This is a genomic window from Nocardioides sp. (genome assembly GCF_014360585.1).
In the GTDB taxonomy this organism is placed as follows: domain Bacteria; phylum Actinomycetota; class Actinomycetes; order Propionibacteriales; family Nocardioidaceae; genus Nocardioides.
The window spans coordinates 1-19,336 of sequence record NZ_JACIXG010000095.1 but is presented as its reverse complement, the minus strand read 5'-3'; the positions used below and the strand labels follow the sequence as shown (position 1 = coordinate 19,336).

The following is a 19,336-nucleotide window of genomic DNA, read 5'->3' as shown; positions in this document are numbered from 1 at the left end:
CTGGCGGCTCCGCCGCAACAGCCCCCGGCGCTGCCGGAGGCTGGCCAGTTTTCGATTACTTGTCACGGTAAACTCGCTGGTCAGAGCGATTTTTTCGCGCCAAACCGTTTTAATGCGAAAGCGCCAAACCATTAAAGCGGTTTGGCGCTTTCGCATTTCGAATTCGCGACTTCGGTTTCGCGCTAAAGCATTTAAGCGTCTTTCCATTCGGGTCCGACGTAGTAGATGTGAGGCTCGTTGTCGGCGTCGAGGTTCCAGATGATGCGCCAGTGCTGGCCAGAGCCGGCAACGTTGAAGAACCAGAACGGAGTTCCCTGGCTGGCGCGTGGCTGGCGGAGCTGGTGGCGTCGCAGGTGAGCTGCGCCGGGGTTGGCTTCGAGCTCGTCGAGCAGATCGTCTACTCGGTCTGCGAGCTGCTCGAGGGCGCGATCGGCATAGAGGCCGTCGATCTGCTCGAGGGCCTCGGGTGAGTAGCGCATCAGCTCTTGGGCCGCCTTGCCGGCCGCTGGGTGCTGAAGGGGGCGCCGGGCGCGCTGCCGGCCTGGAGCTGCTCGACGATGTCGGGTCGAGCTTGGAGGCCGGCCTCGGCTGCGGTGAGCACGACGGCGGGCGTGAGCACGATGGTGCCGTCTGGCTCCACTTCGGCGAGGTAGCGCTCGTGATCGGCGTGCGCGAGTGAGCTGAGACTGGCTCGCCGGCGCGAGTCGAGTTCGATGAGTTGTGCTGTCATGGCACAAGTGTACCGCTGCGGCAACGGTCCATCTGTGCCGTCTCCCACTCCATCGACCCGTTCGGAACCTCCCCATGTCGTTGGGGGGAAAAAGTGGTAGGAACACTAGGAACGGTAGGAACAGTGACCTATTTGAGCAGGTCAAGCGCGCATTTTGCTGTTCCTACTCGGGGGGGTGCGAGTAGGAACAGGTAGGAACACCAGGTAGGAACACGGTAGGAACACCCGCCGAAGGGTGGGAGATGCCGCAAATGAGCCAATGCCCCATATGAAACATCGGGGCCGAGAAGGTCAGTACGGCCGGTCGGCGTCGACGGCTGCCCGCCGTGCTGCGTCTCGTTGAGCGGCTTCGTCGCGGAGGATCTCGGGCTCGGTCTGCTTGGCGCGCTCGAGGTAGCGCCACCTCGCGATCAGCCCATCGCGGTAGCCGTGCCGGCTGGCGCCGCTCAGGCCGGCCTCGAAGCTGAGGATCAACTCGTTAGCAAGCACGCCGAGGTGCCGCCACCCGAGATCCCAGTTAGCGCGGTAAGCGCTGGTCGCGGTGCTGTGCGGCGGGTAGGGCGATGGTGGATAGCGCCGTTCGCGCTGGTGCTGCATGGGTCGAGCCCTTCCGTGCGTCGACCCCGGCGGACGAGCTCAATCCTATGTGGCTGTCACATATCGGCCGATGCCGGCACTTGCCTCAGGTGAGGGCCGGCGAATTGAGGCCGCGACGCTAACCGTGGAGCTCCTCCACCGTGTCCTCGAGCTCGACTCTGCCGGCTGGCGGCAGGGGAGCGCGAACGAGTGAGGAGATGGCCGTGGGGCTGTCACACACCGGCCGATTTCGGCACTTGTCCTTAGTAGGAGACCGGATCGAGCTGAAAGGAACTTGGCGATGAGCGGTCACGAATCTGCCCGCCGGCGGACCTTCTTGGAATGGAAGACGAGCAACGAAGGGAGGAACGGCGATGAGTGAGGCGTGGGCGCTGCTCGGGCTGTTCACGGCGCTGTGCGCCGTGGTGGTGGTGCTGAGCCGGCTACGGCCGGCAGGAACGCCGTTGTGGCACCTGGTCGGCCTGGCGGCCGGCGTCCTGGTGCTGCTGGTGAACGGGCCGGCCGACCTGGCGCAGGTGTTGGCGGTCCTCGTCGAGCTGCGCGGCTAGTGCGTACGGATCTGCGACATCCGTCCAGCTCGACCCGAAAACGCGACGTCGCGCCGTGCGAGCTGCACAGCGCGACGTCGCCGGGGTCCCGATCAGTCGGCCTCCTCGTCCCATCCGGGCGGGGCGGGGATCTCGACCTTTGTCAGCACGACCTGGTCGGGGTCGGTGAACGCGAGGTTCTCGAGCCGGCGGATCTCGTCGGCGTCGGTCTCGGTGTGACGCTCGATGCGGCCGTCACGGTAGGTGATGGTGATGCGGGCTGCTCGAGCTTCGGCGAGGACGGCCGCGCGGGTCTCCTCGGTCCAGCGCTGTCGGGCGGCCTGTCGGGTCATGCGGGCGGCCTTGCCGATCTCGGCGAAGCTGTGGCCGGCGTCGGCTGCGATCGCAACGGCGAGGTCGAGTCGGCGTCGGGCCTCGCGTACGTCGCGCTCGGCGGCCTCGATGGCCTGGATGGGGTCGGTGGGCATGGCGGTCATTCTCCTTCCGCGGGCTGCTTGTCGTCAGGCCAGCACGAGAGCGGCGATGACGAGCGCGAGGATGTGGGCGGTCTGGTCGACGTGCGCGGCTCCGCCGTGCTTCTGAAACTCGGTCTGGCGGGCGAGCTTCATCCAGGCGAGCACGCCGCGGCGGCGGTCGATGGCGGCGTGTGAGATCCCGATCCACGCGAGAGCTGCGCCGGCGGCCGGCGCGGTCAGCTCGAGCTCCAGGAGGACGACGCCGACGCCGAGAGCGAGCGCTGAGACGAGTACGTGGGTGCCGGCGTGGGTGAGGTTGGCGAGCCAGCCGGCGGCGGACTTCTCGGACTTGTACTTGGCTTGGTGGTCGGTCTGGAAGGGGTAGTCGGACAACATGTGTGCGGCGTAGAGCAGGACGAAGACGACGGCGAATGCGGTGCTCATGCGAGGGCCTCCTTGAGGAGCTCGATGTGGGCGGCGAAGATCTTGCCGCCGCGGCTGGCGATCGCGTCGACGAGCTCGGCGAAGGTGTTGGCCGGGAACCATGCGGCATCGCGGGCGTCATCCTGGCCGGTGACGGCGAGGGTGTGGCCGGGGTGCAGGTGGATGATGCCGGGGATGGTGACCATCCAGGCGTGGACGCCGGCGCGGGGGTCGGGGACGATGCGAGCGGGCAGCATGCGCTCTACGGCGCTGGTGGGCAGCTCGAGGCCGGTCTCCTCGGCCAGTTCGCGTACGCAGCCCTCGAGGGCGCTCTCGCCCTCGTCGAGGCCGCCGCCGGGCAGTGCCCAGCCGTGACCGTCGCCGCGCTCGATGAGGAGGAGGCGACGCTCGCCGGCGGCGCTGGTGAAGACGACCGCATCGCTACACACGGCCTCGCCCCAGTGCCACAGGTCGCCGCGGCCGGGCTTGAGGTCGGGGTTGTGGCTTGGGTTGATCGGTCGGCCGGCGACGACGTTGAAGGGCACCGCGGCGCGGGCCTGGCGGGTGGTCCAGTCGATGGCGCGGGGGTCGTCGCCGCGCAGCTCCGGGTCGCTCTTGGTGTTCGGGTCGAAGTTGGAGGTGGTGTTGTAGCTCATCGGTGTGTGCTCCTTGTTGGTCGCCGGCGGTGGGTCAGAGGTCGTTCGCGTCGTCACTGGGCATCGTGGCGGGGGTAAGCCGCTCGACGGCTTCCCGGAGGTACGTCAGCTCGGTGGAGACCTCGCCGAACGTGTCGGTGGCGGTGTTCTGGACGACGGTGGTCAGCTCATCCAGAGCGGCGGTGAGGGTGTCGATCTTGGCGGTGATGGCGTCGGTCTGCGCGGCGGTGGCGACGATCTGGCGGGCGGCGATCGTGCCCTCGAGGTGGTCGCGGCGCTCATCGAGGACGACGGCGATGGACTCGTTGATGACGCGGCTGGCGGCGAGCTGGAGGCGGTCGTTCATGGTTGGTGTGCTCCTGAGGTGGGTGCGCTTCCGGATCTTGCCCGGCGACAACTTATGTTGTCAGAAATAAGCGTAGGAGTGACAACATAAGTTGTCAACAGTGGAATTGGTGAAGCCGTGCGCCGGCGGGCCGGGAGCCGCGGCCCTGAAATAGGCCGGCGCCCCGCGACCAGGTGGTCACGGGGCGCCGGGTAGGTGGCTGTGCTCGAGGTGGCGTCAGCTCGCCTGGGCCTTGGTCCCGGTCCAGCGGTAGACGCTGCGCTCGCTCACGTTGCGGCCGTACTTCGCGCTGAGCCGGCGGGCGATCTCCTTGACCTTGTGGCCATCAGCTCGCAGCGCCGCGGCCTCGAGCTGGAGCTCGGCGGTGGCGGTGGTGTCGGCCTGGTCGCGCTTGGCTGGCGGGCTGGGCTCGGGTGCCGTCGACGCCGAGCCGCTGACCTTCTCTTCCGCGGGCATCGCGGGCACCTTGACCAGATGCGGCCGGGCGGGAGTCGAAACAGGCTCTGAGGGCTCCGTGACGGCCTCTGCGGCGTCCTGGACCGGCACGGCCGGGGAAACACGCGCGGGCAGCTCTGCCGGGCCGCGTACGGCGCTCTGAAGGTCCGCGGCGACCTGGTCGACGTCGGGCGTCGGCGCGAGCTGCTCGACCTGGATGTCACCGGCGGTGCCGGTCTCGATGTTGCGGGTGCCGGCCTGGAGGGTCCACGCGGTCTCGACACCGCCGGCGAACTCGCGGAACGCGTCGACGAACTTCGAGAGCTCGTCGCCCATCTGCTCAGGATCGACGGTGCGGCGGGCGACCCGCCCGGCGCGCTTCATCTCCTCGCGAGCCTTGACGAGCTTCTTCCGGGTCGCAGCGGTGCCGCCGTGCTCGGCGTCGTGGTGGAGCTTCCACGCGTCGTGGTAGTCCTCCACCGCCTCGAGAGCGGCGTGCATCCGGCCGCTGGCGCGAAGCTGCGACCAGCTCCGGCCGCTGGCGAGGTGCCGATCCCCGACGAGGACCAGGTGCCACATCAGTGCAGCCAGGAACGGAACGATGAACCGGAACCCGGCCGCAACCGCGGAGTGGTCCAGGGCGATCTCATGAGCCGCGGCGAAGGTGGCTGAGGCGCCAGAGAATCCCCACGTGAGCCCCAGCAGCAGCCCGTTGGGGCGCTGCTGCTGTGCGGCCTCGCGAGCCATCAGAGCGACGGTCACCAGGCAGATTTCGAGGACGCCGGCGAAGAGGTAGGCGGACACGGCGGTCATGCCGACCACATCGCGGCCGAAACCGACCATGGCGAAGTAGGCAGCGCCGGTAGCGATCGCGGCGGCGCCGGTCGCTCCGACGATGATGAGCCGGCGTGCCGGCGTAGCTGCGGGCTTTGCGGTGTTGCTGGTCATCGGGGTTCCTCTCCGAGAGCGGGGGAGTTTGAAGGGTGGGGGATCGGGCTAAGACTGTTTGGGGAAGTGGCTGTAGAACGCGTCTCGTACGTCGCGTGCGCGCTCGAGCTCGGCGGTGATCTCGGCGGGCACCAGGTCCTCGGCGTCGTCGCCGGCGTCGGCCTGGGCGTCGTCGGCAAGCGCGGCCTGCCATGCGTCGCCGGCGGCCGCGAGCCACTCGATGATGTTCAGCTCCTCGGACGTGGCGCTGTCCTCGAGCTCGAGGGTGAAGCGAGCCTGGATGAGCTCCTCGGGGACCTGGCGGTCGCGGAGGTCATCGCAGAGCGAGGCGAGCACGAGCCGCGCCGTGCGGGAGTCGATCGGGTAGTCCCAGAAGTTGCCGGCTTCCTCCGCGGCTCGAGCGATCCAGGCACGGCCGGGCGTCTCCTGCGAGGCCACGATCAGGGCGCCGAGGTCCGGGGTGTTGGAGCCCTGGGCGATCAGGGCGCGACCGAGAGCAACCGCGACGTCGTGCGCGGTGTCGATGTGGAGGGTCGGCGTGGACATCACATGCCGCCTCGAGGGGCAGTCTTGGCGGCGCGGTCGACGGCGTTCCGGAAGCGCTCGTTGTGCTTATAGATGGCGATCATCGCGCGGATTCGGGAGTTGAGCTCGATGCCGTCGTCGAACTTGGCCATGCCGAGGAACTTGAAGTCGTCGGGGTGGAGGTAGAGCGAAACGCGCTTGGCGTCGTCGGAGTTGGCGGCGAGCACCCGCACGGGCTCAGGAGCGGGCTTGGCGGCCGCGGCCTTCTTGGCCGGCGCCTTCTTCGCGGCGGGCTTCGCGGCAGTCTTCGCCGGCGCGCTCGCACTCTTCTTCCGCGGGCTACGGGTCTTCTTGGCGGGAGCCGGCGAAGCGGGCTCGTCGGCCACGGCCTGGACGACCGGGGCAGTCTCGGCCTGGGCGCTCTGCTCGTCCTCGGTCGAGCTGGGCTCGGGGGCGTCGACGACGGCGGAGAGGTTGCCGCGCTTGTGTGCGCTCATGATGGGTGTTCCTTCCGAGTTGGGTTAGCGCCGGCGGGCAGCCGGGAGGTTGAGCATGGTGCGGTACTCGTCGACCAGAGCGCGCTGCTCGGCCTCGAGGCCGCGGGCGTAGCTGTGCACGCCGGGCATGTCGATGACCGTCATCGCGGCCTCGTGGGCGTCGAAGTAGGTCGCGGAGTAGGTGATCAGGGTTTCGGCCACGACGACGGGCTGATGGTTCTTCCGGTTGCGCAACGTCTCGCGGTGCTGCATCGCGCGATCGCGGCGCTTGGTCGGCACCTGGTTGAGCACCAGGAGGTAAGGGATGCCGGCCGGGATGACCGCGGTGTCGATGCTCTCGATGGTGGCCTCGAGCTCGATGAACTCCGCCCGGCTTGGGATGACCAGAAGGTCAGCGATCGGCTTGCCGTCGTGGCCGGTCAGCATCGCCTCAAACGCGCCGGCCTTCGTGCCGGGCAGGTCGACGACGATGACGTCATAGTCGTTGCTGTGCCTCAGCTCGGGCAGGCGGTCGAGCTCGTCGACGGCGTCAGCCATGTCGAAAGGAAAGTGCTCGTCGCGGCCGCGCTTGATCAGACGTACCGCCGTGCGGACGCTGTCGGAGTTGACCAGGAGCACGCGCAGATCTTCGGCAAGGATGCGGGCGGCGGCGACGGCCAAGGTGGACTTGCCAACGCCGCCCTTGCCTCCGGATCCGAAGCCAAGGATCACCGTCTCGTCGAGGGTGCCTTTAGTTGCCATGCGCCACATGATACGCCGTTTGACGCTAAAGAGCCATAGTGTTTTAGCGTCAAACGGCGGCGTGTTTAGTGCTTAAACGCTCACCCTTCCTTCCGCGGGCTACGGGAGGTGTCGCACCTGGTCGACGGGGTAAGTAGAGCTGTGGCCGTCGTCGTCGAAGGCAACGACGATGAGCCCATCCGATCGAATCTCGGTGATCACGCCGTGGTGGTTCGGCTCGGGCTCTCGGCGGAAAGCCACTCGGCAGAAGTCACGGAGTGCGGCAAGGCCAGGATCGGTGACTTCGACGTGATCGCCAGGGGTGAATGCGGGCATCAGCTCGATGTCGTCGGGTTGCTGTGACCCGCTTCGGGGCGCATGACTTCGGCCCATGTGTCGCCGGCCAGGTGGAGCCACTGGTCGGCGGGGAGTTTCCAGCCGGCGGCTGCGAGCTGCTCGAGGCTGGCCGTCACGCGCTCGAGCTGAGCGCCGCGATTGATGAGGTCGGAGCGGAGCGCGGCGACCAGGGCAAGGACGGTGCCGGTGGGAAGCATGCCCGCGTTGTGGTCCTGGTCGCGGCGCTGGGCTTCCTCTGCGGCGAATTCGCGTCCGAGGGTCGTCCAGCCGTCGTTGTCGATTTCGGTCATGGGTGGTCCTCCGTTGTGATCAGTGGGGGTGACGAAGTGCGTGAAAGTTGGCCGGCGGGCGTGCCGCTCGGATGTGAGCTCGCGCTCGAGCACTCCCCATTGCGCCTTCTCGTACATCAGACACTCGCGTGTGTAGGTGTCCAGCGCCAACCGAGCGCGCGGAGTGCCTTAGCCCGGGCAAGGGTCGGAGCGGCATAGGCGAGGTCGAAGATTTTCCCGTCTGCCGTTGTCTGCGCCGGCCAGCGGCGGTAGTAGATGCTCGGCTCGGCCTGCATCCACCCGGGGGAGACGGCCTCCATGGCGACGACGATGGCGGCATCCTCGCCCCGCGGGATCGCCGGCCAGCCACCGAGCGCGTGAATCAGCTCGGTCCGGCCGGTCATAGTGGTGCCGAGGACCGGCATCTCTCCGGCGGCCTCGCCGTCAAAGAGCATCTGATCAGGCAGTAGGCCGGGGTCAGGGTCGCGCGGGCCGGGCACGAGAGACCCGTCTTCGTGAAGATCGATGGCCGGTGACACTACCCAGCCGACAGGCTCGCGCTCGAGTACCTCAATGTCGCGAGCGAGTGCGCCGGGCAGAAGAACATCATCGGCGTCGAGTGCGCGTACGTAGCGCCCGGTGATCCGTCCGGCGGCAAGCGTGCGAGCTGAGGCCGCGCGGCTCCAGGTGCCCATGCCGTAGTCGATCCGCGGATCGTCGGCCGCGAGTCGTTTGCGCGGCTCGCCGGTGGTGCCGTCCTCCTGGATGATCCACTCGAAATCCCAGCCGGCGGGCAGCTCCTGGTCGACGAGCGACTGCCACGTCTCGTTGAGGTAGTCGTCCTTGCCGGCGACGACTGCGGTGATGATCGAGATCTTCGGCATTCAGTCCGCCCATCGGGGAAGGTCGGTGACAAATTCAAGCTCGGTTCGGTCGCTCGGGTAGGTCGACCGTCCCACTGACACGACCCGCCCGTTGATGTCCTCCAGGACGCTGCTGGATACGAGCATCGGATCGGCGGTTCGCATGCCCCACTCTCTCGCCTCTTCGGGGGTCGTGGAGCGCGCTGTGACGGTGTTGATGACTCTGCCGATCTCGATGCCCACGCCGCGGAGCTGGTGATGCGTGCCGCCGTTCCAGGGCTCTGACTGCTCGTCAAGCAGGCGAGGGTCGGACTCGATGAGCTCAACGGGGAGCCAGCCGGTCGACCACATCAACAACGTTCCGTCTTCGGCGCTCCGGTACTCGTAGGTCCGCTGAAGCAGCGGAGTGCCGGCCTCGAACTGAGGAGTGTCTGTGTCGGCCGTGGTGCGGGCGTAGGTCGGCTTGAAAATCACCTGGTCCAGGCGTAGCCCTGTCCGGCGCTCGATCGACCCATCGAGCTTGGCTCGTTCTTCGTCGGAGAGGAGCGCGTTCTCCTTTTCCTCGAGCGCCTCGAGGCTGGAGAACGTGATGCGCGTGTGCGGCTGCCGCACGAAGACGCCGACGCCGGCTCTCGTGTCGACCAAGCCCTCATTGCGCAGTACCGCGACGGCCTGCCGGGCGGTGGCGTATGCCACGCCTGTGGACTCGGTGATCTCCGCGATGCTCGGGAGCTTCTCTCCTGGCTCGAGGCGACCGGTGCGGATGGCTTCGCGCAGCTGGGCCGCGATCTGCTGAAACGGCGGCCGGGCGTCGGACTGACTGATCTTCACAGGCTCCATTGTGCACTCCGTAACTAGTTGGCTTGCTTCCTTGGTACGCTGACTGCGTTGACCTAACTATCTACGTCATCTAACCTAGCTGTCAAAGCCCAACCACTCGGAGGTAGCAATGAACACACAGCACACGCTCAGCGAGGCCGCGAAGACGATCGAGCTCATGTCGGTGTCCGCCGATCAGCTCGCCGCGGTGATCGACTCGATGATCGAGACGGGCGAGGTGAGCACCACGGGCCTGGAGATCATCCGGGACACCCTCGGTGAGATCCACGTCGAGCTCGACCAGGCCGCCGAGGACGTCCGCGGTGAGCTTCGGGAGCCGGTCTACGTCCGCCTTGTCGGTGTCGCGGCATGACGGTGGTTATCGACCCGCAGGTCGTCCGCGTCTCTGGCGGCGACTTCTGGCACGTCGACACGGGCCGGGCTGGTCTCGGCTCCTACGCGCGTACGGCCTGTGGTCGGCGCCTGAGCCGCTGGCACCTGATGGCGCCGCAGCGGCTGTCCAACGTGAAGCGCGACGCGGTGTGCACCGGGTGCATCCGGGCGCTGATTCGAAAGGGAGGCAAGTGATGGAGTGGCTGACTGAGTCCCTGAGCCTGGGTGAGCACCTGGTGCAGTGGGGCGTGTGTGTGCCGATCGCGGCTGGTTTCGCGGTCGGGATTGTTCGGATGGCCGTGCGCGGCCAGCGTGAGGGCCGGGTGATCGCGGAGCGCGGTACTCAGGTCGCGAAGGTGGTGCCGTTCCCGCGGCCGGCGACGTCTGAGGCGCCGGGTAGCCCGTGGGGTGACACCGAGGTGTCGCACGCGAATCTGCGGGGCGTTGGCTCGCGCTGCGGTAAGTCGGTGAAGGTGGCCGGCGACGGCGACCAGCTCGCCGTTGTGCTGCGCCTTCCTTCCGCGGGCCTTGAGGGCACTGAGCGCGGCGGGTGGTTCGCATGAGGATCTGGAACCGGAAGAAGTCCGCGCCGTCGATGGTCGAGCTCGACGACGTCCGTGACGAGCTGGCCGCGACCCGCGCCGGCACCGTCATCCTCGGTGCCGGTGAGTCCGGCCCGATGACGCTGGACCTCGAGCACTCTCACGTGCTCGTCGTCGGCGGCTCGGGCACGGGCAAGCGGGTGCTGATGCGCTCGATCGCGGCTCAGGGCATGGCCCACGGCGAGGACGTCGTGATCCTGGACGGCACCGGCCGCCACCGTTGGGCGGCCGGGCACCCGGACGCCGCGTACGCCGCGAGCACCGCGGAGATGCACTTCCAGCTCGTCCGCCTGGGCGAGGAGCTGGCCGACCGGATGGTTGCCGACAACGATGAGCTCTACGCGATGCGTCGCGTGCTCCTGGTCGTCGAGAACCGCGGCGAGCTCGTCGAGGCGCTGCGCTGGTTCTGGGAACAGAACCGCACGCCGGCCGACCCGGCCGGGTCGCCGGCGGTGGCCGCCCTAGCCGCGCTCGAGTGGGCCTCGCCGCTGCTGCGCATGCACGTAGTCGCCGCGGTCAACTCGCCGGCGGCGCTGCCGGCGGCCTCGCGCTCTGCCTACGGCGTACGGGTCATCAGCGCCCGTGTGAACGCGCAGAGCTGGGCGGTGGCCTCTCGGGGCCTCCCGCGGCCGCTGGACGCTGAGAGCGACCGTCGTGGCCGTTTCTGGGTGGCTGTGGGTCAGACCGCGGCGCCGGTTCAGGCGCTGTCGCTGAGCGAGGACGAGTCGCGCCACCTGGCCGCGGCGGTCATCCTCTCGGCCCGCCGGATCTGGGGTGCGGCATGAGGATGAACGTTCGCGAGTACGTCCGTAGGGACAAGGACGGCAACGACGTCAAGGTCTCCAAGCACTCGAAGAACCACAAGGGTTCGAAGCCGAAGACGAAGCGTAAGACGTTGGCCGGCCGTGGCTGGGGCAACGTCGTGGCCGCCTGGAGGGCTGGCCGGAAGAAGAAGAAGTGGACCGCCGCTGCGCTCGGTGTGCTCGGTGTCGTCGAGCTGGGCGCCTACTTCATGTTGCAGACGACGAGCTTCGCACTGCTGACGCTCGTCGTGGTTGCCGGCCTGGTCGCGCTCGTGGCCAACGTTGCCGCCGGCGGGAGGGGACTGAAGCGATGAAGACCGAACGTCACAGCGACGGGTCGTTCCTGGGGTGGCTGATTCTGCTGCCTTTCAGGTTTGTGCTCGGCGCCCCGCTGATGGGTGAGAACCCGACCAACTCGACCTTTGTCTCTGACGGCACGGGTTGGGCTGCTGGCCACCGCGGGACCTTCTTCCAGCCTGAGCCGCTCAAGTGGCAGCTCATGGCTGGATGGAAGCGCGCGCTGTGGCGTGATGTCCCGCTGGTCCTCGGGATCGGCGGTTGGTGGGCCTGGTCGCAGGCGCCGGTGCTGACGTGCGCCGTCGCCGGCCTGGCCCTTGGTGTGCTGTTCGAGCTGGCCGTACGCCGCCACGAGCTGAGCGGCCACCTCGAGGCCGTTGAGGCGCTGCACGAGAGCCTCGCCGGCCCGCTGGGCTGGGACTCGACCGTCAAGGCGCGCCACTGGCTCCACATCCCGATCAACTACAAGGACGAGGACGCGGTGATCCGCTGCGACCTGCCGGTCAAGCTCTACGTCGGTGACGACGAGGCGAGCCCCTTCCAGACGAGCAACTCGGTACGGCAGCAGATCAACGCTTTCGTGTTCCAGCGCCTGGGCCTCAACGGCGCGGAGATGACCTCGACTTACCACCTGGCCGGCGCCAACCCGCACGTCGAGTACGCGCACCTGCCGAAGGTCCCGAAGCGGGTCACGCTCTCCGACATCGAGGAGGCGATCGAGAAGGCCGGCGGCTCTGAGCTGATCCTCGGTCTCGGCCGGTCGAAGTCGGTCATCATGATCGACCTGGACGACGACGCCCCGCACATCATGCAGAGCGTCGGCTCGGGTGGCGGTAAGAGTGTGCAGATTGCGCTTATGGCCTCTCAGGTCCTGGCCCACGACGGCCGGGTGCTGATCCTCGACCCGAAGGGCACCAGCCACCGCTGGGCGATCAAGCACCCCAACGTCCTCTACTGCCGGAGCATGCTCGAGATCCACGAGGGCCTGATGGGCCTGGGTGCCGAGATGGGCCGCCGCCAGGAGGCCGCCCGCGAGGACGAGGCCGCGATCGCGGAGTGCCCGCGGGTGCTCGTCGTGGTCGAGGAGCGCAACGCGCTGATGGAGCAGCTCCAGCCGTGGTGGGACGAGTACCGCGAGGACTGGAAGATCAACTACACCGCCGAGACCGGCGAGAAGCCGGTCAAGGATCTGCCGAAGAAGTGCCCGAGCATCTCGGTGCTGCGCACGGTCTCCTACATGGGCCGCGAGCCTCGCCTTCACCTCCTGAGCGCGGCTCAGCAGGCCACGGCAACCACGATGGGCGGCGGCGCCTCTCGTGAGTCGTACGCGGCCCGGATCATGGGTCGCAACACCACCCCGCAGACCTGGGCATTCCTCGCGCCGAACCTGACCGCTCGAGCGACCGACCGCAAGGGCCGGTTCTTCCTGGCGATGCACGGCCTGTCGGTCGTCGAGTTCCAGGGTGCGGTTCTCAGCCCGAAGGAGCTCAAGAAGCTGTCGATGAAGTGCTTCAAGGATGAGGCCGCACAGGCCGCCGCGGAGCTGCGCCCGGCGGCGCTGTTCTACCGCGAGCCGGGCGTCACCGTGGGCGAGGTAATCGCGCCCTCGAGCCCGGTTCCGGCGGTGGTTCCCGGCGTGGTTGTCTCTGAGATGTCCTCTGTCCCCGTCGTCTCCACGTCCGGCTCTGACCAGGGAAAACAGGTGGAGACGTCCTCGGTTTCGCATCAAAACGTCATGACGTCAAAGCGTGATAGCGCCGAAAACGTGATCCCGTTTGACCGCCCCGTATCGCTGCGAGACGCCGTCGATCAGGGCATCGTCACCACGGGTCTCGGGGCGCTCAAGAAGGCCGCTCAGCGGCCCGGTTTCCCGCCCGTCGCCGAGAAGCGCGGCAAGACCCACTGCTACAAGCCGTCCGCGCTCCGTGACTGGGAGCAGCGCCGCCCGATCGCCCGCCCGAAGCCGGCGCCGGCGGCCGCCCCGAAGGCTGAGGAGGGCTCCGCATGAGCGTTTTGCGGCGTGTCACCGCGACATCTGCGCCCGCCGACCCCTACGTTTTCGTGCATGACGACGCAGAAAAGGCAGGGGGAGCCCTGGTCACTGACCGCGATCGCGAACGCGTCAGGTCGGTCACTGTCGGGCGTGCGTGTGCTGGCGATGCGGCTGCTGCCGGCGGAGCTCCTGGAGGAGCGCGCTGGCCGTGGCGGCGCATTGCAGTTGCCGGAGTCGGTGGCGCTGGCGCTGGTTCCCATCTTGAAGGTGGGCGCGCTGACACCACAGTTGATCGACGCGTTGAAGGAGGACCCCGCCATGGCGAAAGCTGCGGCGGACGGGCTGGCAGAGCTGGCGGAGCTGGCGACGATGTTCGCCATGTCAGCCGATGGCGAGGCGGCCTAGATGAGCTGACAAATGAAGTGACCCCCGCTGCCGTTGGAAGCGGCTACGGGGGTCAAGAAACCAGGGTGCTTGCCGGCGGCCTGGGTGTTTGCGTCACGAAGACAACGAAATGAGAGTAGCAGTGACATCTGCTCCAATGACAGATCCCGTGTCGGACGGATCGTCCTACCGCCGTGTGATTGACGCCCTGGTCGAGGCCGGCGCGATGGTCGGCACGCCGGGCCGGTCGCAGACCTATTGCCTGTGTCCCGCGCACCCTGACCATGACCCGAGCTTGTCGGTGACGTGGCTTGGCGACGGCCCCAAGGGCGGCCGGGTGCTGCTGCGTTGTCAGCTCTCCTCGCCGTGCTCGACTGGCGACATCGTGGCGGCGATCGGGTTGACGATGTCGGACCTTTTCGACACCCCTCCCTTCCGCGGGTCGGGTGTGGCGAAGCCGATGGCGAAGCGGCCGGCGAAGCCCGTGGCGAGTGGCGAGGTTCGCCACATGGCGAGTGGCGACGATGGCGAACCGGGTGGCGAACCTCGCCAGGTGGCGAAGGCGATGGCGAAGCCGGTGGCGAGTGGCGGAGCTGGTGGCGGTGGCGAGGCTCGCCTCGAGCTGGTGGCGACGTACCCCTACACCGACGCCGAGGGCACGATCCTCTACGACATCCGCCGTTGGCGCGGTGGCGTTGCGAAGTACAGCGCCCGGAGCTTCGACAAGAACGGCCGCCCGCGGAAGGGGATGCCCGCACCTGCGCGCCGGGTGCTGTACCGGCTGCCCGAGGTCCTGGCCGCTGACGTCGTCTACCTCAACGAGGGGGAGAAGGACGCCGATTCGACCGCTGAGGCGCTCCAGGAGGCCGCTGAGGGCTCCGCGGCGGCCACGTCGGCACCGTTCGGCGCCGCGGACACCGAAGGCCGCGCAAAGGCCGTCTGGCTGCCCCAGTTCACCGAATCGCTGCGCGGCAAGCTCGTGCGGATCGTCGTGGACCGCGATCGCGCCGGCTATGCCCACGGCCTGCACGTGCATGACGCAGTCGTCGACGTCGCCGCGGCGGTGGAGCTCCTGGAGCCGGCCGAGGGTAACGACGCCACGAACCACCTCGAGGCCGGCCGGACCCTGGCGGAGCTGGTGCCGCTGACGCGTGAGGACCTGGTGGCGAAGCTGGCGGAGTTCGCCACGGCGACGCCCGCCGGCGAAACCGGCGGTGGCGAGACTGGTGGCGACGGCGAAGCCGATGGCGACCCGGCCGAGGTGGCGAACCCGGTGGCGAAGCAGGTGGCGACGTCCGGCGAGATGGCGAAGGGCTCGCCCGCGGTTGGCGAAACCGATGGCGGAGCTGATGGCGAAACCGGCGCCGAGGATGGCGAGGCGGCGAAGGTCTACGAGTTCCCTCGCCAGCCGCCCGCCGGCCGTGCGGGTGTGCCGGTCTTCGAGGAGCGCGCCGGCCGGCTCTACGAGGTTCGGTGGAAGAAGGACAAGAGCGACCGGTGGGTCGAGGACCTGGTGGAGGTGCTCGGCTGCGATGTGCAGATGGTGACCCAGGTTCTCGGCGGCCTGGTCGGTGATGAGGAGGCCGACAAGGCCGCGGCCTCGAAGCTCGAGCGGTTCGAGCTGGTGGCGCGCCACCCGGAGACGGGTGAGGAGCTGCTGCTCAGCGTCGAGGCCAAGGAGTGGCGAAACGGCGACTGGCTCGAATCGCTGTGGCCCGATGTCGAGTACTCGACCACCCGCGACGGCCGCGCCAAGATCGCCCGCGCCGTCCGACAGCGCTCGAAGAACGTCACGCGCATCGCTGAGCACAAGGCGACCGGCTGGCGGGATCTGCCGGGCCTGGGTCGCGCGTTCGTCCACGCCGGCGGCGCGATCACCGCGACCGGCCTGGTGCCGACCCCGACGCGGTTCGTCGGCCCGCCGAAGAACTACTACCTGCCGGCGCCGCCCACCTCGCCGGCGGAGCTCGAGGCGGCCGCGGCTCACTCGATCGGCCTGTTGACCGACGACGAGCTGCTGCCGCGCATGGGCCTGGTCCTGGCCGGCGCGGCCTACCGGGCATGCCTGGGCTACTCGGAGTTCGTCCCCGTCTTCGTCGGCAACCCTGGCAGCGGCAAGACGGCGTTCTCGATCGTGCTGGTTCAGCACTTCAGTGGCAGCCGGATCAAGAAGTCTCGCGAGGCCAACGTCCAGATGGACCCCGAGCACGGCGGCACGCCGAAGTTCGGCATGAAGCTGCTCAACCGGGCCGCTGACGTCGTGATCGCCTACGACGACTTCGCCCCCGACAAGAGCCCGCTGGAGGCGGCCTCGCGGATGGGCAGCTTCATCCGAGCTGCGTTCAACGGCGCCGGCCGCCCGAAGCTGGACCGCACCGGCGACCCGATCGAGGGCGAGCCGCCGCGGGGCATGGCGCTGCTGACCGCCGAGATGCTGCCGTCTGTGACCTCGGCGCGTGAGCGGATGCTCAACGTCCCCTCGCAGTGGGCGAAGGTCGACCTCGCCAACAAGCACACCCTGATGCGGTTGCAGTCGGCGGAGGCCGCGGACGGCCGCGCGGCGTTCCTGTCGGCGGTGATCCAGTGGGCTGCCCGCCGCGACCCGATCAAGCTGACGGAGTCGCTCGAGCGCTGGCAGCTCCTGGCCGCTGACCGCCTGGCCGGTCTCGGGTTCGTCACCCGTACCTCCAACCACGTCTCGCGGCTCTACGCCGGGTGGCGGGTCGCTGCTCAGGTGATGATCGACGGCGGCGTCTGGACGGAGGCCGAGGGCAAGGAGTTCGTGGCGTCGAAGGTCTGGCCCGCGTGTATCGAGGCCGCCCACGCCGACTCCGACGCGGACGAGGAGCGCGACCCCGGCCGCCTGTTCCTGCGGCTTCTGGGTGAGTCGCTGATCGGGCAAGACGGCCATGTCGTCGACGACGCCGGCAAGGTGCCCGAGGGCCTGGAGCCGACCGCGTGCGGCTGGCGCCCCGGCCTGGCTGATGACGTGTTCCTCCCGAGCGGCGTCCGGATCGGGTACGTACGCCCGAACCCGCGCACGGGTGAGCTGCGGCTGCTGCTGCTGCCGAAGGCCGCGGCCGCGGTGGCAGCGAAGTCGGCAGAGCAGGCCGGCCTCAAGCTGGGTCTGACCGTGCCGGGAATCTCCCAGGCGCTCGCGGCCGCTGGAGTGGGTCTGCTGACCACGACGGAGGGCAACAAGACTCAGCTCATGGCCCGACGTCGGATCGCCGGCATCCTCGAGCGTGTGTGGGACCTCCCGCTCTCGGCGGTGTGGGGATCGGGCGAGGAGACGCCGTACGGCGACGAGGACGGCGGCAACGATGGGCCGCCCGATGGTGGCGGTGACGCGCCGGCGCCGACGACGTCGCCGGGTGGTGTGGTTGCCAAGCTCGAGGCACCGGCGGCATGCGCCGGCTGTGGTGAGCCGGCCTCGCACACCCTGGACGGGGTGCCGCTGCACCTGGGCGAGTGCGACGCCCCGGGTACGGCGCCGGCCGTGGCCGTCTCCAACGTGCTGCCCCTTCCTTCCGCGGGCGAGGATGTGCCCGCCGCGCCGCTCGAGGACGACCCGCTGCCCCTGCCCGAGGAGACGCCGCCGGCTGCCCCTGCCGAGGTGCCCTCGAGCGCGCCGGCCGCGACGGCGACGCCCGCCCCTCGAGCTCCTGGAGCTCGTCGAGCTGCGCGCGCCGCTGCGCTCGACATCGACCCGGCCGAGGTGAGCGAGGCTCAGACCTGGGCGGCATCGGTGGGTGAGGAGCTGACCGAAGATCAGGCCGCCGACGTCGTACGCCGCTTCCACGAGGTGACCGGCTGCCGATGGAAGGGCTCGCACGGCACGATCCGGGCGCTGCTCGATGGTCACACCAAATGGCCGGGCGCGAAGGCACCGGCGTCGGCGGACCTGGACCTGTTCGAGGATCTGCGCCGCACCGATGCTTTCTGGAAGGCGCGGACCTGGATCACGACACCGGGCGACCCGGCCGAGAGCTCGACGGTGAAGGCTGCCGACGTCAACGCGCAGTACGTCGCGAGCGCGGCGAGCGTCGAGCTCGGCGAAGGCGACCCGCTGCACTACGAGCCGGCCGACGAGCTGCCGGAGAACCTCTACAAGCTGCCGGGCTGGATTCGGCTGGGTGCCGACGTCGTCGACGCTCCGCACAACCTGGAGTTGCTGGCCGACATGTGGGTGCCGATGCCGCTGGCGGTCTACCTGACCCGCGATCACGGGCGCGAGCTGGAGGTCTCGGAGGCGCTGGTGTGGCCGAAGCACCGCCGCGCGCTGAAGAACCTGGCCAACCACTTCGGGCGCTGGTCGGCTGAGCTGAAGGCCGACGAGTCCCCCGCCGGCGGCTACGCGCTGCGGATGGTCAAGAGCCTCTACACCAAGAGCTTGGGCGGCTATCTCGCCTCCGAGAAGGGCCTCACCCCGCCGGCCTGGCACCGGCCCGACTGGGCGCTGCTGCTGAAGGCTCAGGCCGAGGCCAACATGCTGCGCAACCTCGACAAGCTGCCCGCCGGCTGCATCCCTCGAGCGAAGTACGCCGACACGGTTTTCGTCGAGATCACCGCGGATGCTGACCTGACGACCTGGCCGAGTCTCGACCCGGTCCAGCCGGGCCGCTTCAAGCTCGTGCCCGAAGACACCCCACCCGTCCCGGCCCTCTCCTTCCGCGGGCTCAAAGCCACAGCGGACGCGTGGCGGGTCGCCTACGAGGCGGTGCACGTGCCCGCCGGCGCGGCTGAGCTGGAAGGGGCACAGGCATGAGGACGAGCTCGAGCCAGCCCCGGAAGGGAAAGCCCGGCGGCGGTGCCGGCGGAGGCCGCGGCGGGAAGTCCGGCGGCAGGACCGGCGGCGGCAAGCCGTCAACGATGCTGGGTGGCCTCTCGGCGAAGATGGGCCTTGCCGACCTGGCGAAGTGGGCAGCCGACGCGGCCGAAGCGACGGCGCGACGAGCTGCTGAGGCGGCCGGTAGCACGGCGCGACAGATCGAGCAGGCCGCGAAGTCCGCCCGGGCGGGCGCGATCAAGGACACAGCGGCCCGCGCCGGCGTCCAGGCTCAGACAGTCCGTCGATGGGCTCGAGGCGCTCAGAAACCCTCTGCGGAGACGGAGCAGGCCGGCCGGAGCAAGGTGCAGCGGCACATGGGCGGCGCTCGCGCGATCCGGGCGAGCCGGATGGCCGGCGTGAAGTCGATGAGCCCGGGCAGCGTGACCGTGGTCATCAAGACAGGGCCGATGGCCGGCCAGTACGAGACCCGCGACCTGGGCACGGTCTCGATCGCGCGCTCGACGGCGGAAGAAGTGGCCGCGCTGATCGAGGCCGGCGACGACGATGCCGCCGCGGAGCTGCTCAGCGATGCACTGCTTGACAAGTACGGCGAGGACGTCGGCGGCCTGTCCGGAATCATGAGCATCACTGAATTCCACGGCTCGCCCGAATGGTTCTTCTGATGCTAAAGAACTAAAGCGCTATGGCGGCGGAGCCGTTATAGCGCTTTAGTGGGTCCGGGTTTATTGCATTAAGGCATTAAGACGGTTTACCGTCTTAATGCCTTAATGCTTTCGCGCTTTAGCGCGAAGAAATCGCTGTGACCTGCGGAAACGCTGGAACTTGCGCGGGCACGGGCTTTGCCCTCGGCGGAGCCGCGGGCTGTTGCGGCGGAGCCGCCAGAG

General features: G+C 68.7%; 25 protein-coding genes. 11 read left to right on the top strand and 14 right to left on the bottom strand.

Annotated features, from left to right (window positions below; translation table 11 throughout):
• Positions 1 to 191 precede the first annotated feature (191 nt).
• The 3 genes from H5T77_RS22480 to H5T77_RS22470 form a co-directional block, all read right to left on the bottom strand.
• Positions 192 to 479, bottom strand: a complete 288-nt coding sequence (locus H5T77_RS22480) for a hypothetical protein (protein WP_292652842.1) — start codon at positions 477 to 479, stop codon at positions 192 to 194.
• On the bottom strand, positions 479 to 730 hold the full coding sequence (locus H5T77_RS22475; protein ID WP_292652841.1) for a hypothetical protein: 252 nt from the start codon (positions 728 to 730) through the stop codon (positions 479 to 481). Before H5T77_RS22475 ends, H5T77_RS22480 begins: the two co-directional genes overlap by 1 nt.
• Positions 731 to 1,021: 291 nt before the next feature.
• Entirely contained in the window at positions 1,022 to 1,327 is a 306-nt protein-coding gene (locus H5T77_RS22470) for a hypothetical protein (protein WP_292652840.1), read from the bottom strand.
• A 353-nt stretch (positions 1,328 to 1,680) separates the two neighbouring features.
• Here H5T77_RS22470 and H5T77_RS22465 point away from each other — a divergent pair, with 353 nt between their 5' ends.
• Positions 1,681 to 1,875, top strand: a complete 195-nt coding sequence (locus tag H5T77_RS22465; RefSeq protein ID WP_292652839.1) for a hypothetical protein — start codon at positions 1,681 to 1,683, stop codon at positions 1,873 to 1,875.
• 92 nt (positions 1,876 to 1,967) lie between these two features.
• On the opposite strand, the gene H5T77_RS22460 is transcribed toward H5T77_RS22465, so the two are convergent.
• The 8 genes from H5T77_RS22460 to H5T77_RS22425 all read right to left on the bottom strand — a co-directional run bounded on the left by H5T77_RS22460 (position 1,968) and on the right by H5T77_RS22425 (position 6,901).
• Positions 1,968 to 2,342 carry a hypothetical protein gene (locus H5T77_RS22460; RefSeq protein ID WP_292652838.1) on the bottom strand — a complete coding sequence of 125 codons (375 nt, stop codon included), beginning with the start codon at positions 2,340 to 2,342 and terminating at the stop codon, positions 1,968 to 1,970.
• A gap of 33 nt (positions 2,343 to 2,375) precedes the next feature.
• Positions 2,376 to 2,774, bottom strand: coding sequence for a DUF3307 domain-containing protein (locus H5T77_RS22455; RefSeq protein ID WP_292652837.1), 399 nt, complete (start codon positions 2,772 to 2,774; stop codon positions 2,376 to 2,378).
• Entirely contained in the window at positions 2,771 to 3,409 is a 639-nt protein-coding gene (locus tag H5T77_RS22450) for an NUDIX domain-containing protein (RefSeq protein ID WP_292652836.1), read from the bottom strand. The genes H5T77_RS22455 and H5T77_RS22450 overlap by 4 nt, the downstream gene beginning before the upstream one ends.
• Positions 3,410 to 3,443: 34 nt before the next feature.
• Positions 3,444 to 3,755, bottom strand: coding sequence for a hypothetical protein (locus tag H5T77_RS22445; protein WP_292652835.1), 312 nt, complete (start codon positions 3,753 to 3,755; stop codon positions 3,444 to 3,446).
• Between the two features lie 216 nt (positions 3,756 to 3,971).
• Positions 3,972 to 5,138, bottom strand: coding sequence for a hypothetical protein (locus H5T77_RS22440; RefSeq protein WP_292652834.1), 1,167 nt, complete (start codon positions 5,136 to 5,138; stop codon positions 3,972 to 3,974).
• A 48-nt stretch (positions 5,139 to 5,186) separates the two neighbouring features.
• Entirely contained in the window at positions 5,187 to 5,684 is a 498-nt protein-coding gene (locus tag H5T77_RS22435; protein WP_292652833.1) for a hypothetical protein, read from the bottom strand.
• On the bottom strand, positions 5,684 to 6,160 hold the full coding sequence (locus tag H5T77_RS22430) for a hypothetical protein (RefSeq protein ID WP_292652832.1): 477 nt from the start codon (positions 6,158 to 6,160) through the stop codon (positions 5,684 to 5,686). The genes H5T77_RS22435 and H5T77_RS22430 overlap by 1 nt, the downstream gene beginning before the upstream one ends.
• 24 nt (positions 6,161 to 6,184) lie before the next feature.
• On the bottom strand, positions 6,185 to 6,901 hold the full coding sequence (locus H5T77_RS22425) for a nucleotide-binding protein (RefSeq protein ID WP_292652831.1): 717 nt from the start codon (positions 6,899 to 6,901) through the stop codon (positions 6,185 to 6,187).
• A 141-nt stretch (positions 6,902 to 7,042) separates the two neighbouring features.
• Here H5T77_RS22425 and H5T77_RS22420 point away from each other — a divergent pair, with 141 nt between their 5' ends.
• On the top strand, positions 7,043 to 7,243 hold the full coding sequence (locus tag H5T77_RS22420; protein ID WP_292652830.1) for a hypothetical protein: 201 nt from the start codon (positions 7,043 to 7,045) through the stop codon (positions 7,241 to 7,243).
• On the opposite strand, the gene H5T77_RS22415 is transcribed toward H5T77_RS22420, so the two are convergent.
• From H5T77_RS22415 to H5T77_RS22405, 3 genes are all read right to left on the bottom strand, one after another.
• Complete coding sequence (locus tag H5T77_RS22415) at positions 7,216 to 7,527, bottom strand: hypothetical protein (RefSeq protein WP_292652829.1); 312 nt, start codon at positions 7,525 to 7,527, stop codon at positions 7,216 to 7,218. The genes H5T77_RS22420 and H5T77_RS22415 overlap by 28 nt on opposite strands.
• Positions 7,528 to 7,643: 116 nt before the next feature.
• Positions 7,644 to 8,390, bottom strand: coding sequence for a glycosyltransferase family A protein (locus H5T77_RS22410; RefSeq protein WP_292652828.1), 747 nt, complete (start codon positions 8,388 to 8,390; stop codon positions 7,644 to 7,646).
• Positions 8,391 to 9,200 carry a GntR family transcriptional regulator gene (locus H5T77_RS22405; RefSeq protein WP_292652827.1) on the bottom strand — a complete coding sequence of 270 codons (810 nt, stop codon included), beginning with the start codon at positions 9,198 to 9,200 and terminating at the stop codon, positions 8,391 to 8,393.
• Positions 9,201 to 9,318: 118 nt separating this feature from the next.
• On the opposite strand from H5T77_RS22405, the gene H5T77_RS22400 reads away from it, so the two are divergent.
• The 9 genes from H5T77_RS22400 to H5T77_RS22360 all read left to right on the top strand — a co-directional run bounded on the left by H5T77_RS22400 (position 9,319) and on the right by H5T77_RS22360 (position 19,114).
• Positions 9,319 to 9,561 (top strand): hypothetical protein, encoded by a 243-nt coding sequence (locus tag H5T77_RS22400; protein ID WP_292652826.1) that lies wholly within the window; start codon positions 9,319 to 9,321, stop codon positions 9,559 to 9,561.
• Positions 9,558 to 9,776, top strand: a complete 219-nt coding sequence (locus H5T77_RS22395; protein WP_292652825.1) for a hypothetical protein — start codon at positions 9,558 to 9,560, stop codon at positions 9,774 to 9,776. Before H5T77_RS22400 ends, H5T77_RS22395 begins: the two co-directional genes overlap by 4 nt.
• A complete protein-coding gene (locus H5T77_RS22390; RefSeq protein ID WP_292652824.1) occupies positions 9,776 to 10,144 on the top strand; it encodes a hypothetical protein in 369 nt (122 codons plus the stop codon). Before H5T77_RS22395 ends, H5T77_RS22390 begins: the two co-directional genes overlap by 1 nt.
• Positions 10,141 to 10,968, top strand: coding sequence for a type IV secretion system DNA-binding domain-containing protein (locus H5T77_RS22385; RefSeq protein WP_292652823.1), 828 nt, complete (start codon positions 10,141 to 10,143; stop codon positions 10,966 to 10,968). The genes H5T77_RS22390 and H5T77_RS22385 overlap by 4 nt, the downstream gene beginning before the upstream one ends.
• Positions 10,965 to 11,300 (top strand): hypothetical protein, encoded by a 336-nt coding sequence (locus H5T77_RS22380; RefSeq protein WP_292652822.1) that lies wholly within the window; start codon positions 10,965 to 10,967, stop codon positions 11,298 to 11,300. Before H5T77_RS22385 ends, H5T77_RS22380 begins: the two co-directional genes overlap by 4 nt.
• A complete protein-coding gene (locus tag H5T77_RS22375; RefSeq protein ID WP_292652821.1) occupies positions 11,297 to 13,291 on the top strand; it encodes a hypothetical protein in 1,995 nt (664 codons plus the stop codon). The genes H5T77_RS22380 and H5T77_RS22375 overlap by 4 nt, the downstream gene beginning before the upstream one ends.
• A 57-nt stretch (positions 13,292 to 13,348) precedes the next feature.
• Positions 13,349 to 13,681, top strand: coding sequence for a hypothetical protein (locus H5T77_RS22370; protein ID WP_292652820.1), 333 nt, complete (start codon positions 13,349 to 13,351; stop codon positions 13,679 to 13,681).
• A gap of 280 nt (positions 13,682 to 13,961) precedes the next feature.
• On the top strand, positions 13,962 to 18,428 hold the full coding sequence (locus H5T77_RS22365; protein ID WP_292652819.1) for a hypothetical protein: 4,467 nt from the start codon (positions 13,962 to 13,964) through the stop codon (positions 18,426 to 18,428).
• On the top strand, positions 18,425 to 19,114 hold the full coding sequence (locus H5T77_RS22360; protein WP_292652818.1) for a hypothetical protein: 690 nt from the start codon (positions 18,425 to 18,427) through the stop codon (positions 19,112 to 19,114). The genes H5T77_RS22365 and H5T77_RS22360 overlap by 4 nt, the downstream gene beginning before the upstream one ends.
• Positions 19,115 to 19,336 lie beyond the last annotated feature (222 nt).

Excerpts from the sequence above, each read along its gene's own strand:
- H5T77_RS22410 (WP_292652828.1), bottom strand. The coding sequence starts at position 8,390 with ATGCCGAAGATCTCGATCATCACCGCAGTCGTCGCCGGCAAGGACGAC.
- H5T77_RS22435 (WP_292652833.1), bottom strand. The coding sequence starts at position 5,684 with ATGTCCACGCCGACCCTCCACATCGACACCGCGCACGACGTCGCGGTT.
- H5T77_RS22470 (WP_292652840.1), bottom strand. The coding sequence starts at position 1,327 with ATGCAGCACCAGCGCGAACGGCGCTATCCACCATCGCCCTACCCGCCG.
- H5T77_RS22360 (WP_292652818.1), top strand. The coding sequence starts at position 18,425 with ATGAGGACGAGCTCGAGCCAGCCCCGGAAGGGAAAGCCCGGCGGCGGT.
- H5T77_RS22475 (WP_292652841.1), bottom strand. The coding sequence starts at position 730 with ATGACAGCACAACTCATCGAACTCGACTCGCGCCGGCGAGCCAGTCTC.
- H5T77_RS22375 (WP_292652821.1), top strand. The coding sequence starts at position 11,297 with ATGAAGACCGAACGTCACAGCGACGGGTCGTTCCTGGGGTGGCTGATT.
- H5T77_RS22450 (WP_292652836.1), bottom strand. The coding sequence starts at position 3,409 with ATGAGCTACAACACCACCTCCAACTTCGACCCGAACACCAAGAGCGAC.
- H5T77_RS22430 (WP_292652832.1), bottom strand. The coding sequence starts at position 6,160 with ATGAGCGCACACAAGCGCGGCAACCTCTCCGCCGTCGTCGACGCCCCC.
- H5T77_RS22460 (WP_292652838.1), bottom strand. The coding sequence starts at position 2,342 with ATGCCCACCGACCCCATCCAGGCCATCGAGGCCGCCGAGCGCGACGTA.
- H5T77_RS22465 (WP_292652839.1), top strand. The coding sequence starts at position 1,681 with ATGAGTGAGGCGTGGGCGCTGCTCGGGCTGTTCACGGCGCTGTGCGCC.
- H5T77_RS22455 (WP_292652837.1), bottom strand. The coding sequence starts at position 2,774 with ATGAGCACCGCATTCGCCGTCGTCTTCGTCCTGCTCTACGCCGCACAC.
- H5T77_RS22445 (WP_292652835.1), bottom strand. The coding sequence starts at position 3,755 with ATGAACGACCGCCTCCAGCTCGCCGCCAGCCGCGTCATCAACGAGTCC.
- H5T77_RS22395 (WP_292652825.1), top strand. The coding sequence starts at position 9,558 with ATGACGGTGGTTATCGACCCGCAGGTCGTCCGCGTCTCTGGCGGCGAC.
- H5T77_RS22385 (WP_292652823.1), top strand. The coding sequence starts at position 10,141 with ATGAGGATCTGGAACCGGAAGAAGTCCGCGCCGTCGATGGTCGAGCTC.
- H5T77_RS22400 (WP_292652826.1), top strand. The coding sequence starts at position 9,319 with ATGAACACACAGCACACGCTCAGCGAGGCCGCGAAGACGATCGAGCTC.
- H5T77_RS22480 (WP_292652842.1), bottom strand. The coding sequence starts at position 479 with ATGCGCTACTCACCCGAGGCCCTCGAGCAGATCGACGGCCTCTATGCC.
- H5T77_RS22425 (WP_292652831.1), bottom strand. The coding sequence starts at position 6,901 with ATGGCAACTAAAGGCACCCTCGACGAGACGGTGATCCTTGGCTTCGGA.
- H5T77_RS22440 (WP_292652834.1), bottom strand. The coding sequence starts at position 5,138 with ATGACCAGCAACACCGCAAAGCCCGCAGCTACGCCGGCACGCCGGCTC.
- H5T77_RS22380 (WP_292652822.1), top strand. The coding sequence starts at position 10,965 with ATGAGGATGAACGTTCGCGAGTACGTCCGTAGGGACAAGGACGGCAAC.
- H5T77_RS22370 (WP_292652820.1), top strand. The coding sequence starts at position 13,349 with ATGACGACGCAGAAAAGGCAGGGGGAGCCCTGGTCACTGACCGCGATC.
- H5T77_RS22415 (WP_292652829.1), bottom strand. The coding sequence starts at position 7,527 with ATGACCGAAATCGACAACGACGGCTGGACGACCCTCGGACGCGAATTC.
- H5T77_RS22390 (WP_292652824.1), top strand. The coding sequence starts at position 9,776 with ATGGAGTGGCTGACTGAGTCCCTGAGCCTGGGTGAGCACCTGGTGCAG.